Annotated in this window: 11 protein-coding genes and 2 pseudogenes; 5 read left to right on the top strand and 8 right to left on the bottom strand. The window is 73.0% G+C overall.

The genetic code is table 11. From position 1 onward, the window contains the following. Positions 1-5 precede the first annotated feature (5 nt). Both P3H78_RS20765 and pdhA read right to left on the bottom strand, forming a co-directional pair. Positions 6-986: an alpha-ketoacid dehydrogenase subunit beta gene (locus P3H78_RS20765; RefSeq protein ID WP_276110563.1), complete on the bottom strand. Its 981-nt coding sequence runs from the start codon at positions 984-986 to the stop codon at positions 6-8. A 2-nt stretch (positions 987-988) separates the two neighbouring features. Continuing rightward, positions 989-2,197 carry a pyruvate dehydrogenase (acetyl-transferring) E1 component subunit alpha gene (gene pdhA / locus P3H78_RS20760; protein WP_276110562.1) on the bottom strand — a complete coding sequence of 403 codons (1,209 nt, stop codon included), beginning with the start codon at positions 2,195-2,197 and terminating at the stop codon, positions 989-991. Positions 2,198-2,772: 575 nt separating this feature from the next. Here pdhA and P3H78_RS20755 point away from each other — a divergent pair. Then, a complete protein-coding gene (locus P3H78_RS20755) occupies positions 2,773-3,771 on the top strand; it encodes a phosphotransferase (RefSeq protein ID WP_276110620.1) in 999 nt (332 codons plus the stop codon). Between the two features lie 129 nt (positions 3,772-3,900). Here P3H78_RS20755 and P3H78_RS20750 read toward each other — a convergent pair whose 3' ends face one another. Next, positions 3,901-5,505 (bottom strand): protein kinase domain-containing protein, encoded by a 1,605-nt coding sequence (locus P3H78_RS20750; RefSeq protein WP_276110561.1) that lies wholly within the window; start codon positions 5,503-5,505, stop codon positions 3,901-3,903. 369 nt (positions 5,506-5,874) lie between these two features. Between P3H78_RS20750 and P3H78_RS20745 the strand changes: the two genes are divergently transcribed. Next, positions 5,875-7,497 carry a protein kinase domain-containing protein gene (locus P3H78_RS20745; RefSeq protein WP_276110560.1) on the top strand — a complete coding sequence of 541 codons (1,623 nt, stop codon included), beginning with the start codon at positions 5,875-5,877 and terminating at the stop codon, positions 7,495-7,497. Between the two features lie 114 nt (positions 7,498-7,611). Here P3H78_RS20745 and P3H78_RS20740 read toward each other — a convergent pair whose 3' ends face one another. Further along, complete coding sequence (locus P3H78_RS20740) at positions 7,612-8,151, bottom strand: bacterial proteasome activator family protein (protein WP_276110559.1); 540 nt, start codon at positions 8,149-8,151, stop codon at positions 7,612-7,614. Positions 8,152-8,383: 232 nt separating this feature from the next. Here P3H78_RS20740 and P3H78_RS20735 point away from each other — a divergent pair, with 232 nt between their 5' ends. Then, on the top strand, positions 8,384-8,998 hold the full coding sequence (locus P3H78_RS20735) for a hypothetical protein (RefSeq protein ID WP_276110558.1): 615 nt from the start codon (positions 8,384-8,386) through the stop codon (positions 8,996-8,998). An 11-nt stretch (positions 8,999-9,009) separates the two neighbouring features. On the opposite strand, the gene P3H78_RS20730 is transcribed toward P3H78_RS20735, so the two are convergent. After that, positions 9,010-9,990, bottom strand: coding sequence for an NAD(P)H-quinone oxidoreductase (locus tag P3H78_RS20730; protein WP_276110557.1), 981 nt, complete (start codon positions 9,988-9,990; stop codon positions 9,010-9,012). A 10-nt stretch (positions 9,991-10,000) separates the two neighbouring features. Further along, positions 10,001-10,321: pseudogene (locus P3H78_RS20725) on the bottom strand (Ion channel protein); the annotation flags it as partial. A 216-nt stretch (positions 10,322-10,537) separates the two neighbouring features. On the opposite strand from P3H78_RS20725, the gene P3H78_RS20720 reads away from it, so the two are divergent. Together P3H78_RS20720 and P3H78_RS20715 are read left to right on the top strand one after the other, a co-directional pair. Then, entirely contained in the window at positions 10,538-11,269 is a 732-nt protein-coding gene (locus P3H78_RS20720) for an SDR family oxidoreductase (protein WP_276110556.1), read from the top strand. A 310-nt stretch (positions 11,270-11,579) separates the two neighbouring features. Then, positions 11,580-12,548, top strand: a complete 969-nt coding sequence (locus P3H78_RS20715) for an alpha/beta hydrolase (RefSeq protein ID WP_276110555.1) — start codon at positions 11,580-11,582, stop codon at positions 12,546-12,548. Positions 12,549-12,655: 107 nt separating this feature from the next. Here P3H78_RS20715 and P3H78_RS20710 read toward each other — a convergent pair. Together P3H78_RS20710 and P3H78_RS20705 are read right to left on the bottom strand one after the other, a co-directional pair. Continuing rightward, a pseudogene (locus tag P3H78_RS20710) lies at positions 12,656-12,784 on the bottom strand (Ion channel protein); the annotation flags it as partial. Then, entirely contained in the window at positions 12,781-14,271 is a 1,491-nt protein-coding gene (locus P3H78_RS20705; protein WP_438828004.1) for a molybdopterin molybdotransferase MoeA, read from the bottom strand. The gene P3H78_RS20705 and the pseudogene P3H78_RS20710, both read right to left, overlap by 4 nt. Positions 14,272-14,435: the final 164 nt, after the last annotated feature.

Genomic DNA, 14,435 nt, shown 5'->3' with positions numbered 1-14,435 from the left:
TCTCCTCAGTACGCCAGCGAGCGGTCGACGGCGTCGAGCACGCGGTCCAGGTTCGGCAGGTACTCCTCCTCCAGCCGGGCCGGCGGGTACGGCGCGTGGTAGCCGCCGACCCGGAGGACCGGGGCCTCGAGGTGGTAGAAGCACCGCTCGGTGATCCGGGCGGCGATCTCCGCGCCGGAGCCGAAGAACACCGGGGCCTCGTGGACGACGACCAGCCGGCGGGTCTTCTCGACCGAGGTCTGGACGGCGTCGAAGTCGATCGGAGAGACCGAGCGCAGGTCCAGGACCTCCAGGGACCTGCCCTCCTCGGCGGCCGCGTCGGCGACCTCCTGGCAGAGCTTCACCATGGGGCCGTAGGCGGCCAGGGTGAGGTCCGTGCCCTCGCGGACGACCTGCGCCCGGTGCAGCGGGCCGGGGATGGCCTCGGTGTTGACCTCGCCCTTGTCCCAGTAGCGCCGCTTGGGCTCGAAGAAGATCACCGGGTCGTCGCTCTGGATGGCCTGCTGCATCATCCAGTAGGCGTCGGACGCGTTCGACGGGGAGACGATCTTCAGGCCCGCCACGTGCGCGAAGAGCGCCTCGGGGGACTCGGAGTGGTGCTCGACGGCACCGATGCCGCCGCCGTACGGGATGCGGACGACGACGGGGAGCTTGACCTTGCCCAGCGAGCGGGCGTGCATCTTCGCCAGCTGCGTGACGATCTGGTCGTACGCCGGGAAGACGAAGCCGTCGAACTGGATCTCCACCACGGGGCGGTAGCCGCGCAGGGCCAGGCCGATCGCGGTGCCGACGATGCCGGACTCCGCGAGCGGGGTGTCGATGACGCGGCTCTCGCCGAAGTCCTTCTGCAGGCCGTCCGTCACCCGGAACACGCCGCCGAGCTTGCCGACGTCCTCGCCCATGATCAGGACCTTGGGGTCGGACTCCAGGGCGCTGCGCAGCGACTCGTTGATCGCCTTGGCCAGAGCCATCTTCTCCGCTGCCATGATCAGACCCCCTCTGCGTCCGCGAACGACGCCTGGTAGGCGGCGAACTGGGCGCGCTCCTCGTCGACGAGCGCGTGCCCGTCCGCGTACACGTTCTCGAAGATGGCGAAGTGGTCCGGGTCGGGCATGGCACGGACCGCCTCGCGCACCCGCTTGCCCAACGCCTCGCTCTCGGCCTCGAGCTCCGCGAAGAATTCCTCGTCCGCGTGGTGTGCGGCCTCCAGGTACCGGCGCAGGCGGAGGATCGGGTCCTTCGCCTCCCAGGCGGCCCGCTCGTCGTCGTGGCGGTAGCGGGTGGGGTCGTCGGACGTGGTGTGGGCGCCCATGCGGTAGGTGAACGCCTCCACCAGGGTGGGGCCCTCGCCGCTGCGGGCGCGCTCCAGCGCCCACTTGGTGACCGCGAGGCAGGCCAGCACGTCGTTGCCGTCGACACGGACGCCGGGGAAGCCGAAGCCCTGCGCGCGCTGGTAGAGCGGGACGCGGGTCTGCTTCTCGGTGGGCTCGGAGATCGCCCACTGGTTGTTCTGGCAGAAGAACACCACGGGGGCGTTGTAGACCGCGGAGAACGTGAAGGACTCGGCCACGTCGCCCTGGCTGGAGGCGCCGTCGCCGAAGTAGGCGATCACCGCGGAGTCGGCGCCGTCCTTGGCGATGCCCATGGCGTAGCCGGTGGCGTGCAGCGTCTGGGAGCCGATGACGATCGTGTAGAGCTGGAAGTTGTTGCTGTTGGGGTCCCAGCCGCCGTTGTTCACTCCGCGGAACATGCCGAGGAGGTTCGTGGGGTCGACCCCGCGGCACCAGGCGACGCCGTGCTCGCGGTAGGTCGGGAAGACGTAGTCGTCCTCGCGGGTGGCGCGGCCGGAGCCGATCTGGGCGGCCTCCTGGCCGAGCAGCGAGGCCCACAGGCCCAGCTCGCCCTGGCGCTGGAGGGCGGTGGCCTCGGCGTCGAAGCGGCGGGTGAGCACCATGTCGCGGTACAGGCCGCGGAGCTCGTCGGGGGTGATGCCGGCGACGTACTTGTCGTACCCGGCGTTCTTGACGCGCTTCCCCTCGGGCGTCAGCAGCTGCACGAGCTCCGGCCCCTCGGCGCCCTTCTTGGCGGTCGCGCGGGCGGTCCGCCCGCCGGTGCCGCCGGCGGCTTTCGAGCCGGTCGCTGCGGCCTTGCTTCCGGCGCTGCGGCGCGATGTCGCGGCAGTGCTCTCCACGGTCACGTGTGCTCCTCCGTCGGTCCGGCCCCCGGGGTTGCCGGTTGGCCTGAGGGTCCCCCTGCTCGTTCAGAGCGTGGGGGAGGCTCGCCTGAATCCGGCCACCGGGCACGGGGTGGGTGCCACTCGGCCGGGAGCAGGCGTGACAGGTGCCCCGGCGAGCGCCCTGCAACAGTCACGTTACCCAGTGCTCCACATTTCTGGGAAACCCCTCTTGACCTGCGTTTTTCCTTTGATTTCCAAGTATTTTTGCTCGGAGATCCAAGTATCTCGCCGGTCGTCGGGACAGCTGCTGGTCACAGCCTTGCAGGGGGCCGGAACACCGGCACGTTATCCCGGCCACCCCGGCGACGGGAAGGGTTTCATCGCGCGGGCGAATGTGCTCCCGTCGGGGGACGGGCCCGTGCGGCGGGTGCGCCGGAGCCGAACCGGGCGGACGAGCGGCGCGCGACACCGAGTGACCGAATGCGACTGACGGCGACTGAGTGTGACAAGGCCCAGTTCACGGCCTCGTCCGGTGCCCTAGCATTCGGCGCGTGCCGCGCCCTTGTGTACCACCCCCTGTACCCCACGCGCCCCCTCTGAGCGCCTTGTTGCATCAGTACGCGGCCGGTAGCGCCCTCACCTGCGAACCGGTCGACCAAGGGCTCCTGAACCGCGGCTACCGCCTCTGCACGACCCGCGGGCGCTACTTCCTGAAGCACCACTTCGATCCGGACACGGCCGACCCCGCGGCGATCGCCCGCCAGCACCGGGCCACCCAGCGCCTCGCCGACCTCGGCGTCCCGGTGGCGCCCCCGCTCACCGGGCGCGACGGGCGCACGGTCGCCGTCGTCGGCGGCCACGCGTACGCGCTGCACCCCTGGATCGACGGCAGGCACCGGCACGGCGGCCAGCTCACCACCGGCCAGTGCACCCGCCTGGGGGCGCTCCTCGGGGCCGTGCACGCCTGTCTGGAGCGCGTGATGCCCCCGAAGGGGCGCACCCGCCCGGCCACGAGCCCCCACCCCGTGGAGAGCGCCGACCCCGCCGACACCTTCGCCCTGATCGACGACCTGCTCGCCCACGTCGGCCGTCGGCGCCCGCCGGACGCCTTCGACGAGCTGGCCCGGCACCGCCTGCGGGAACGGCGGACCCTGCTGGAACGGCACACCCACCGGCGCCCCCCGCCGGGCGGCCCGGTGGGCTGGGTGCACGGCGACTTCCACCCCTTCAACCTGCTCTACCGGGGGGACGCGCCGGCCGCGATCGTCGACTGGGACCGGCTCGGCGTGCAGCCCCGCGCGGAGGAGGCGGTCCGGGCCGCGGTGATCTTCTTCGTCCGGCCCGACGGCACCCTCGACCTGGCGAAGGTCGGGGCGTACGCGCGCGCGTACCGGCGGTCCGCCGGGGTGGCGCCCGCCGAGCTGACCGCGGCGGTGCACCGCGTGTGGTGGGAGCGCCTGAACGACTTCTGGATGCTGCGCTGGCACTACGAGCGGGACGACCGGCGCGCGGACCCGCAGTTCCCGGCCGCCTCGGCGCTGGTGGTGTGGTGGACGCGCGCGTACGACGCGGTGTGCGGGGCGTTCGCCGGGTGACCCGCAGGGCCGTTGCGCCCCGGTGACCGCAGGGGCCCGGTACGCCCCGGCGCCCGGTACGCCACGCGCGCGCGGCCCCCTCCCGGGGTGCCACGCGCGCGTGGAGGCGGATGGTGCGGTGCGGGGCCGTCAGCCGCCCGCGCCGCCGGGGCTGCCCGCCCCCGCGATCGTGCCGCCGACGTCGCCGCCGCTGGACGCCCCGTCGGTCGGGTTGCCGCCGGTGTCCGTCGGCGAGGAGCCGGTGTCGGGGCTGGACGGCTGGCTGGTGGTGGGCTGGTTCGACGGCTGGCCGGTGGGCTGGTCCGGCGTCGACTGGGACGGCGTGCTCGACGGCGTGGACGACGGCGTCCAGTCCGAACCGGTGCCGCCCCCGCCGGTGCCGTTGTCGGTGGACGTGTCCGAGGGCTGGTCGGTCGCCGAGTCGCTCGGCGACGGGCTGGACTGCTGGTCGCCCGTCGACTGGGTGGCGGCCGGCGGCTTGCGGGTGCCGCCCCCGCCTCCACCGCCGCTGCCGCCGGTGTTGTGCAGCGCCAGCGCCACGCCCGCCACGACGGCGATGACCGCGAGCACCGCGAGGATCCACATCTTGCCGCGGCCGCTGCCGCGGTTGCCGTGGCCCTCGAAGCCGCCGTCGTCGCCGTGGCCGTACCCGCCGGGCAGGATCGGCTGCGGGATCTGGGCGGTGCCGGCCCCGGAGTCGGCGGGGTGCATCACGGTCGTCCCCGCGAAGCCTCCCGCCTGGGCGTGCCGGCCCTCGTGCAGCGCCACCGGGCCCGTGTTCCAGGTGCCGGTGTGGCCGCCCTGGTCGTAGAGCATCTGCAGCGCGTACTGGGCCAGCCCGCGCATCTCCTCGGCCGTCTGGAAGCGGTCGTCGGGCTCCTTGGCCAGCGAGCGCATGACAAGACCGTCGAGCTCGGGCGGGCAGGTGCCCTCCGTGGTCTGCGACGGCGGCACCGGCATGTCCTGGACGTGCTGGTAGACCACCGACAGCGGCGTCTCGCCGGTGAACGGGGGCCGCAGCGACAGGAGTTCGTAGAGCAGGCAGCCGGTGGCGTAGAGGTCGGAGCGGTGGTCCACGGCCTTGCCGAGGGCCTGCTCCGGCGACAGGTACTGCGGGGTGCCCATGACCATGCCGGTCTGCGTCATCGTCGTGGACGCCCCGTGCAGGGCGCGGGCGATGCCGAAGTCCATCACCTTCACGGCGCCGTTGTCGGTGATGATGACGTTGGCGGGCTTGATGTCGCGGTGCACGATGCCGTGCTGGTGCGAGTAGGCCAGCGCCTCCAGCACGCCCGAGACGATGATGAGGGCCTGCTCGGGGCCCGGCGCCTCGGCGTTGAGCAGCAGGTCGCGGATGGTGCGGCCCTCGACCAGCTCCATCACGATGTACGGCACGGACTGGCCGCCCACGAAGTCCTCGCCGGAGTCGTACACGGCGACGATCGCGTGGTGGTTGAGGCCGGCCACCGACTGGGCCTCGCGCGTGAAGCGGGCCTTGGAGACGGGGTCCTCGGCGAGGTCGGCGCGCAGCAGCTTGACCGCCACGGTGCGCCCGAGGCGCACGTCCTCGGCCGCGAACACCTCGGCCATGCCGCCCCGGCCGAGTCTGTGGGTCAGCCGGTACCGGCCGTCGCCGACCAGGCCGCCGTTGCCCCACAGCTCAGGCGCGTCCGACATACCGCCGCCAGACGCCTCGGGGTCGGACGGGCCCTGGGCGCGCTGCGTCTGTGCCATCAGTCCTCGCCGTCGTTTCTGCCCGCGGTGCGCGCGGTGTTGTTACGGTCTCCGTCGGCCACGCTACAGGTTCGGCGCAAGCCTCCGGTCCAGGATGCGTGCGGGAACCGGCCCGAGACGGACCGGCCATGAAACCCCGGACCGGCGGCTCGGTGCAAATCCTCTGTACCGGCCGCACGCCTGCTGTAACGCTTCCGCGACGCTTCTTTCGCGTACGGTCACGGAACGGGCACCGAGCTTGACGTGTCGGTGCCCTCGGGCAGACTTGGCCGGGAATAGCACTTTCGATCACCACGATCCGGGACGACGGGCAACCGGACGCGGAAGTCACAGCGGCCGAGGCCGCCGCGCCTATGGGGGACGCTGAAAATGAGCCAGGACGGCAACCGGTACGCGGGGCGGGCGCTGGCCGGCGGCCGGTACCAGCTGCGCGACTTGCTCGGCGAGGGCGGCATGGCGTCGGTGCACCTCGCCTACGACTCCGTGCTCGACCGTCAGGTGGCCGTCAAGACGCTCCACACCGAGCTGGGCCGGGAGCAGGCGTTCCGCGAGCGGTTCCGCCGCGAGGCCCAGGCAGTGGCGAAGCTCACGCACACCAACATCGTCTCGGTCTTCGACACCGGCGAGGACGACCTCGACGGCTCGACGATGCCGTACATCGTCATGGAGTACGTCGAGGGCCGCCCGCTGGGCTCCGTCCTCGACGAGGACGTCCGCACGCAGGGCGCGATGCCCGCCGACAAGGCGCTGAAGATCACCGCGGACGTGCTCGCCGCGCTGGAGATCAGCCACGAGATGGGCCTGGTCCACCGCGACATCAAGCCCGGCAACGTGATGATGACCAAGCGCGGCGTGGTCAAGGTGATGGACTTCGGCATCGCCCGCGCCATGCAGTCCGGCGTCACCTCGATGACGCAGACCGGCATGGTCGTCGGCACCCCGCAGTACCTCTCCCCGGAGCAGGCCCTCGGCCGCGGAGTGGACGCGCGCTCCGACCTGTACTCGGTCGGCATCATGCTCTTCCAGCTGGTGACCGGCCGGCTGCCGTTCGACGCCGACTCTCCGCTGGCCATCGCCTACGCGCACGTCCAGGAGGAGCCGGTCGCGCCCTCCTCGATCAACCGCGCGCTGCCGCCGGCCGTGGACGCGCTGGTGGCCCGCGCGCTGAAGAAGAACCCCAACGAGCGCTTCCCGAGCGCCGAGGCCATGCGCGACGAGTGCCTGCGCGTGGCGGCCTCCTTCCAGGCGGCCCCGCCGAGCATCGTCCCCGGCGCCCAGACCTCCAGCGGCGCGGGCGTGGGGTCCGCGGTCTTCCCCCCGGTCGACCAGTCGGCCCCGACGCCCCACGGCAGCGTCCAGACGCCGTACCAGCCCACTCCCGCCCCGAACCCGTACGCCGCCGGGCCCACCGCGCCGTCCCCGGCCTACGGGTACCCGCAGCAGGGCGGCTACCAGGCGCCGTCCCCCTCGCCGTACGGGCAGCCGACGCCGCCGCCGTACTCCGGGTCGCCGCAGACCGTGCAGTCGGGCGGGGCCTCCGGGGGCGGCGCCGGCCGGGGCGTGGTCGTGGGCTCCGTCGCGGTCGCCGCGATCACGGTCGTCGGCCTGGTGGTGGCCCTGACGATGACCAACAAGGGCGGCTCGGACAACGCGGGCGGCGGCGGCCGGACCAGCGCCTCGTCGTCGCAGGCGGCGGGCTACCGCAGTCCGGACCCGACCAAGACCATCGGCACCAGCGACTGCACGGAGCCGCAGGAGTCGTACAACGACCCCAAGAAGGTCCAGGTCCCGGACTTCCAGTTCAAGTACATCAAGTCCGTGAAGTCGTGCCTCCAGGCCGCGGGCTGGAAGCTCAGGATCAAGTCCGTGGACGAGAACACCTACGGCGACGGCACGGTGATGGACCAGTTCCCCGCGGCCGGCACCGACATCGACCCGAAGAACGCCCCCGAGATCCAGCTCAACGTCTCCACGGGCAACCCGCCGTCCTGATCCGGTGCCCGGGCGGGCCGGTGCCACACCGGACCGCCGACGGGCCGCGGGACGCACCGAGGGCCCGGCAGCCGGGCTGCCGGGCCCTCGCCGTGCTGTCGGCGGCGGACGGGGTTACAGGTACGGTCCGCCCGAGCGGCCGCCGGTGCGGGGGTCGTCGCCGCCCTCGTGGCCGATGCCGGGCGGGAGGGCGCGGCGCATCTGCTCCAACTGGGCCCGCGCGGCCATCTGCTGGGCGAACAGCGTGGTCTGGATCCCGTGGAACAGTCCCTCCAGCCAGCCCACCAGCTGGGCCTGCGCGATGCGCAGTTCGGCGTCGCTGGGCGTCCCCTCGTCCGTGAAGGGCAGCGAGAGCCGCTCCAGTTCCTCGACCAGCTCCGGCGCCAGGCCGTCCTCCAGCTCCTTGACCGAGCTGGCGTGGATCTCCTTCAGCCGGTTCCGGCTCGCCTCGTCCAGCGGCGCCACCCGCACCTCCTCGAGCAGCTGCTTGATCATGCTGCCGATCCGCATGACCTTGGCGGGCTGCTCGACCTGCTCCGTCACCGGGATCTCGCGGGAGTCGTCGTCACCACCGCCACCGAGTGCCATGCCGTCCTGGCCCACGACCAGGATCTGGGGATTCTCCGGCGACCGTTCGTTCCTCGGCATCTCCATGCCGCCATTCTCTCGCACGGGTACGTCTCAGCTCCGTGGTGCCCCCTGCGCACGGTGATCCACCGTGCACCGCGGGGGCGGGTTCGCGCACAGGGGGGCGGGAGCGGGGGTCGAAACGCGGCGGGCGGCCGGCGGCGGCCCTCCGTCGGCGGCTCCCGGCATGCCGGATGTGTTCCGTGATGTGAGTGTGGTTCCAGTGATCCGCCGACGGGCACCAGGAGGGGGAGCCGACGTGACGCCGAGGCCGCGCACCGCCGTCCTGCACACGACGGGACTGCTGATAGCCCTGGGGGCCGCCGCCCTGCCCTGCGGCACCGCCCTCGCCCGCGACCACGGCACCGCGGCCCGGCCCACGGCCGCCGCCCGCGCCCCCGCGCACCCGATACCGCCCGCCCCCTTCGCGTGGCCGCCGCGGCCCGGGTACCGGCCGGACGAGGGCAGCCGGCGCCCGGGACCCCACGCGGACCCCGAGGCGAAGAGCGACGACGGGGTGTGGCCGCACGGGGAGGGCCGCCGGGCCGGGCCCTGGGACGAGCGCGGGGACCGGGGCGGGGACGACGCCCCGGGCCGGGGGAGCCACCAGGACGGGCGGGAGGACGGCGGCGGGACGCGCGGCCCGGGAGACCCGGAGGCCCCGAAGGACACCGCCGCCCCGGCGTCGACCGAGGCGGCGGCGCCCCCCTCCGCGTCGGCTCCGAGCCCCACCGCGCAGCGCCCCCTGGCCCAGGGCGACCCCGCGCGCGTCTCCGGGCCGGTGCTGCGGATCCTGCCCCTGGGCAGCGGGCTGATCCTCATCGGGCTCGGGCTGGGCATCGCCTTCCTCGGCCTCCGGGTGCGCCAGTCCTGAACAGGCAGGGGTCAGGGCGTGACCAGGAGCACCTTGCCGACGTGGTTGCTCTCCTCCAGGACGCGGTGCGCCGCCGCCGCGTCGTTCATCGGCACCTCGCGGTCGACCACGGGCCGGACGTGGCCGGAGTCGATCAGCGGCCAGACGTGCTCACGCACCGCCGCCACGATGGCCGCCTTCTCCCCGAGCGGCCGGGCCCGCAGCGAGGTCGCGCTGATCGCGGCCCGCTTCATCAGCAGGGCCCCGATGTTCAGCTCGCCCTGCGCCCCGCCCTGCATCCCGATGATCGCGAGCCGGCCGTTGACGGCCAGCGCCTGGACGTTCCGGTCGAGGTACTTGGCGCCCATGTTGTCGAGGATCACGTCCGCGCCGGCGCCGCCGGTGGCCTGCTGCACCTCGGCCACGAAGTCCTGCTCGCGGTAGTTGACGAGGATGTCGGCACCCAGTTCGGCGCACCGGTCCAGCTTCTCCTTGGTGCCCGCCGTGACGGCGACCCTGGCGCCGACGGCCTTGGCGAGCTGGATCGCCATCGTGCCGATGCCGCTGGACCCGCCGTGCACGAGCAGCGTCTCCCCCGGCCGCAGGTGGGCGATCATGAAGACGTTGGACCAGACGGTGCAGGTCACCTCCGGCAGGGCCGCAGCCTGCTTCAGGTCCATGCCCTCGGGCACCGGCAGCAGCTGGCCGGCCGGGACGGCGACCTTCTCGGCGTAGCCGCCGCCCGAGAGCAGCGCGCACACCTCGTCGCCGACCGCCCAGCCCGAGACACCGGGCCCGAGCGCGGCGATCCGTCCGGAGCACTCCAGACCGGGGTACGGGGAGGCCCCGGGCGGCGGGTTGTAGAACCCCTGGCGCTGCAGGACGTCGGCCCGGTTGACGGCACCGGCCACCACCTCGACCAGCACCTCGCCCTCGCCGGGCACGGGGTCGGGCACCTCGTCCCACACCAGTGCCTCGGGCCCACCAGGTTCGGCAATCGTGATCGCATGCATGGGGGCGACGCTACTCCGGCAGCGGACGCGGGTGCGGGGCGGCCTGGGCGCCGGGAGTGGCGCGGACGATCGTGATCAGCCGGTCGGTGAGCTGGAGGGTTCCGGCCGACGGATCATGGTGGCCGAGGACCCGGTGCCCCCGCGGGACGCTCACCACCAGATCGTCCGTCTCGCGCGGGCCCGGGCCGGACTCGCCCCGGGTGACGGGCCGTTCGAGCAGGTCGAGGCCGCTGCCCTGCTGGACGAGGTACTCCATGACCACGCCCGCGGCCGGGCTGAGCACCGACAGCCCGAGCAGCCGGACCGCCGCACTCGCGCTGGTGATGACCGACGAATCGAGAATCCACGGCTGTTGGCGGACCCTCCGCCGTACCGGGTCGACCCCGTCCTGCGTGGCCCCCGCCCTCTTCCCCCGGCGATCGACGGCCTTGTCGCCTGAACCGGTACGACAGTCCAGGGCGTAGGAGTGCATCGGCCGGCGTGCGCAGTGCACTGCATCGCCTCAACCTGGACGCATGACCTATCGATGCACGACGAAAGGTGACCAATGAAGTGCGCAGTCATCGGCGGTACCGGTCTGATCGGGTCGCAGGTCGTGAAGAAGCTGAACGCCGCTGGGCACGAGGCAGTCCCGCACTCGCCGTCCACAGGTGTCGACGTGCTCACCGGCCACGGCGTGGCGGAGGCGGTGGCCGGGGCCGACGTCGTCGTCAATCTGACGAATTCCCCGACCTTCGACGATGCCTCTCCCGCCTTCTTCCAGACCTCGATGGACAACCTCCTGGCCGCCGGCCGCAAAGGCGGGGTGGGACACTTCGTCATCCTCTCGATCGTCGGCGCGGACCGGGTGCCCGACCTCGCCTATTACCGCGCCAAGGTCTTACAGGAAGACATCCTCAAGGCGGGGCCCATCCCCTATTCGATCGTCCGCGCCACCCAGTTCATGGAGTTCGTCGACGCCTTCATGTCCTGGTCCACCGAGGGCGACACCGTCCGCCTGCCCACCACCCCACTCCAGCCGATCGCCGCCCGGGACGTCTCCGACACCGTCGCCGAAGTCGCTGCCGGTACACCTCTGAACGCCACCCTCGATGTTGGCGGGCCCGACGTCCATCCCCTCGACGAAATCGGCCGGATCACCCTGAACGCCCGCCCTGACGGCCGCACGGTCGTCACCGACGACACGGCCGGCATGTTCGCCGCCGTCGACGGCGATGTGCTCACCACCAAGGGCGACGCGCGCATCGCCCCCACCCACTACACCGACTGGCTCACCTGACCCGCCCGGCCCACCGCTGGAGACCTGGCCGCATCGGACAACGAACAGGCGGCAGGCAGAGGCGGGAGCCGCGCTCGGAAGCACGGAAGCCGTGCCGCCACCGTGCCGAGCGCCTGGCGCCCGGATCAGGCGGTTCCTCGGAATGCGTCTGCGGAGGGCCGGCAATTACACTGGACGAATATGCCCATCGGGGCTTGAGCAAGGGGCAATGGCCCCGTCGATCGCCCCGCGGACCGGGCGCAGCGCGGTGCTGTGCAACTCCCCGCATTCTTCGTCATACGGCTTCTCGGATTTCCCAGGGAGCATTCCCATGGCTGGTCAAACCGCCTCCATCATCCTCGAGCCCGAGGCACAGGAGCTCGCCGACGCGACCTCGCACCATCCGTTCCTGTACGAGCTGGATCCGACCGCAGCGCGCAAGGTGCTTGACGACCTCCAGGCTGCGCCGATCGACAAGCTGCCGGTCGATGAGGAGTGGGTTTCGGTTCCGGCAGCGGTGGGCGATGTACGGGTACGCATCGTCAAGCCGCAGGGCGCCACCGGAACGCTGCCCGTCGTGCTGTACATGCACGGCGGTGGCTGGGTGCTTGGCAACGCAGGTACCCACGACCGCCTGGTGCGCGAGTTGGCGGTCGGTGCCCGGGCGGCCGTGGCCTTCGTGGAGTACACGCCGTCGCCCGAGGCGCACTACCCAGTGGCCATCGAGCAGGGCTACGCCACCGCCCAGTGGATCGTCCGCGAGGGGGCGTTCCATGGGCTGGATGCACAGCGCATGGCAGTGGCCGGGGAATCGGTCGGCGGGAACATGACCGCCGCACTCGCCCTCATGGCCAAGGAGCGCGGTGACGTCGCGTTCATACAGCAGTCGATGTACTACCCGGTCACGGATGCGGCCATGAACACCGGCTCCTACGACGAATTCGCCAACGGCTACTACCTGAGCCGCAAGCTGATGGAATGGTTCTGGGACGCCTACACGACCGACCCGGACCAGCGCGCGGAGATCACCGCGTCTCCCAACCACGCCACCATCGAGCAGCTCTCCGGCCTGCCGCCCGCCCTGCTGATCGTCGACGAGGCCGACGTGCTGCGCGACGAGGGCGAGGCGTACGCCGCCAAGCTCCGAGCATCGGGCGTTCCGGTGACCACGGTTCGCTACGACGGCACGGTCCACGACTTCATGATGCTCAACTCGCTGAGTCACTCCAAAGCCGCCCGCGGAGCCATCGACCAGGCGACGGCGTTCCTGCGCAACGCCCTGGGAACCACCCAGGACTAGGACGGGCCGCTCCCAGGCCGGCGACGCGGTTGCGGTACATCGTGCAAACCGTTGACTCCAGCGGTTGAGGCGCCGTTCCTCACGGGTGCGTTCGGTGAGGACCGGGGGGCGAGGGCGAGCCGCTTGCACACCTGCCGGATCGGCCGCTCCACCAGCTTCTTCGGGAGTTTCACCCGGTGGGTCACGAGATGCTCGTCCGCCTGGCGGGCGATCGCGTCATGGCCCGGAAGTTTCACGTGAAACACACCCCGATCCCGGCCGCGGCCCAGGGCAGGTCGAGCAGTTCGGCCTCCTGCCCCCGCTGGGCGCCCCCGGGAGGCACGACGGCCAGGGCGTCGGCGACGGCGATCCCGCGCAGCATGGCCGGGCCGTTGTAGCGCAGCGGCACCGCGTGGTCGCCACGCAGCACCACGGGGACGAGCCGCGTGTCGTGCGGATGCCCGTGCACGGTCTCACCGAGCGGCAGCGCGTACGGCTCGGGGACCGGGCGGCCCGCGAGGGTGCGCAGCAGCGGCTCGGCGAGGGTGAGCAGGCCCGAGACGGCAGCCAGCGGATTGCCGGGCAGGCCGACGAGATGACGGCCCTCCGGGGTGCGCGCCAGCAGCATGGGATGGCCGGGACGGACGTCCACGCCGTCCACCAGCAGGTCGGCGCCGATCCGGTGCAGGGTCGGGTGCACGTGGTCCACGGGGCCTGCGGCCGTCCCACCGGTGGTGACGATCAGCTCGGCCCGTGAACCGGTGACCGCCCGGTACAGGGCGTCGGCGTCGTCGCCGATCCTGCGCACCTCGGTGACCTCGGCACCGAGCGCCCGCAGCCACGGGGGGAGCATCGGGCCGAGCGCGTCGCGGATCAGGCCGTCGTGCGGCACGCCCTCCGTGAGCAGTTCGTCGCCCAGGACGAGGACGTCCACGCGGGGACGGGGGACGACCGTGAGGGTGTCGTACCCGGCGGCCGCCGCGAGCCCCAGGACGGCCGGAGTGGCGAGGCTGCCCGCGGGCAGCAGCTGATCACCGCTGCGGCACTCCTGACCGCGGGGGCGGATGTCCTGCCCGTGCCCCACCGCGGGGGTCCCCGCTCCCCGGGCCGGGGCGAGCCCCGGGGGGAGGGTGGCCTGCAGGCGGCCCTGGGCGTCGGTGCGGCCGTGCTCGCTGCGCAGCACGCCGGTCGCGCCCTGGGGGACCCGGGCGCCGGTCGCGATCCGCACCGCCTCGCCGTCGGTGAGCGGCTCGGGCCGCGCATGACCCGCCAGGACGCTCTCGTCCCGCAGGTCCCAGGGAGCGGGACCGGCGACGGCCCAGCCGTCCATGGCCGAGGTGTCGAAGGGGGGCAGGTCGGTGAGGGCGGTGAGGGGCTCGGCCAGCACCAGGCCCAGGGCGGCGTCCAGGGGCACCGCGACGGGGGCCCGGCGGCAGGCGGGGGCGTCTCCGTCCCCGGCGGACTCCCGGGACGCGGTGCGGGCCGCACGGGCGGCGATGCGACGGGCCTCGGGCCACGGGCTGGAATGGTGGGACCGCTGGTGGGAGCGGACGCCATGGGCCTCCGGTGCGGGTGTCCCGGCGGAGGCGGTGCCGTGCACGGGGGCGCCCTGCGCCGGGCCCGGCCGGTCGCCACCGGAACCGCGCCCCGCACCGGCGCCGTCGGGGGCGCGGCCGCAGGAGCCGCAGGCACCCCGGCCGCCGCCCGGGCCACCGCCGTACCGGCCGCCGGTGTCCCGCTCGATGTCGTACGGGCCGTCGTCGGGCCGCTCGACGTCGTACGGGCCGTCGTCGTACGGACCGTCGTCGCAGGGGCCGTTGCCGTGCGGGCGGCCGGCTCCCCGCTCGCCGGCGTGCCGGCCGGTGCCGTAGAGGTCGTCGCCGGAGGCGGTGCCGTCGTGCGGAATGC

Origin of the sequence: Streptomyces tropicalis, assembly GCF_029269835.1 — a bacterium.
Classification (GTDB): domain Bacteria; phylum Actinomycetota; class Actinomycetes; order Streptomycetales; family Streptomycetaceae; genus Streptomyces; species Streptomyces tropicalis.
Note: the sequence above shows the minus strand (reverse complement) of the source record. Positions and strands in the feature narration are given on the sequence as shown.

Excerpts from the sequence above, each read along its gene's own strand:
- P3H78_RS20765 (WP_276110563.1), bottom strand. The coding sequence starts at position 986 with ATGGCAGCGGAGAAGATGGCTCTGGCCAAGGCGATCAACGAGTCGCTG.
- P3H78_RS20750 (WP_276110561.1), bottom strand. The coding sequence starts at position 5,505 with ATGGCACAGACGCAGCGCGCCCAGGGCCCGTCCGACCCCGAGGCGTCT.
- P3H78_RS20745 (WP_276110560.1), top strand. The coding sequence starts at position 5,875 with ATGAGCCAGGACGGCAACCGGTACGCGGGGCGGGCGCTGGCCGGCGGC.
- P3H78_RS20740 (WP_276110559.1), bottom strand. The coding sequence starts at position 8,151 with ATGGAGATGCCGAGGAACGAACGGTCGCCGGAGAATCCCCAGATCCTG.
- P3H78_RS20730 (WP_276110557.1), bottom strand. The coding sequence starts at position 9,990 with ATGCATGCGATCACGATTGCCGAACCTGGTGGGCCCGAGGCACTGGTG.
- P3H78_RS20720 (WP_276110556.1), top strand. The coding sequence starts at position 10,538 with ATGAAGTGCGCAGTCATCGGCGGTACCGGTCTGATCGGGTCGCAGGTC.
- P3H78_RS20715 (WP_276110555.1), top strand. The coding sequence starts at position 11,580 with ATGGCTGGTCAAACCGCCTCCATCATCCTCGAGCCCGAGGCACAGGAG.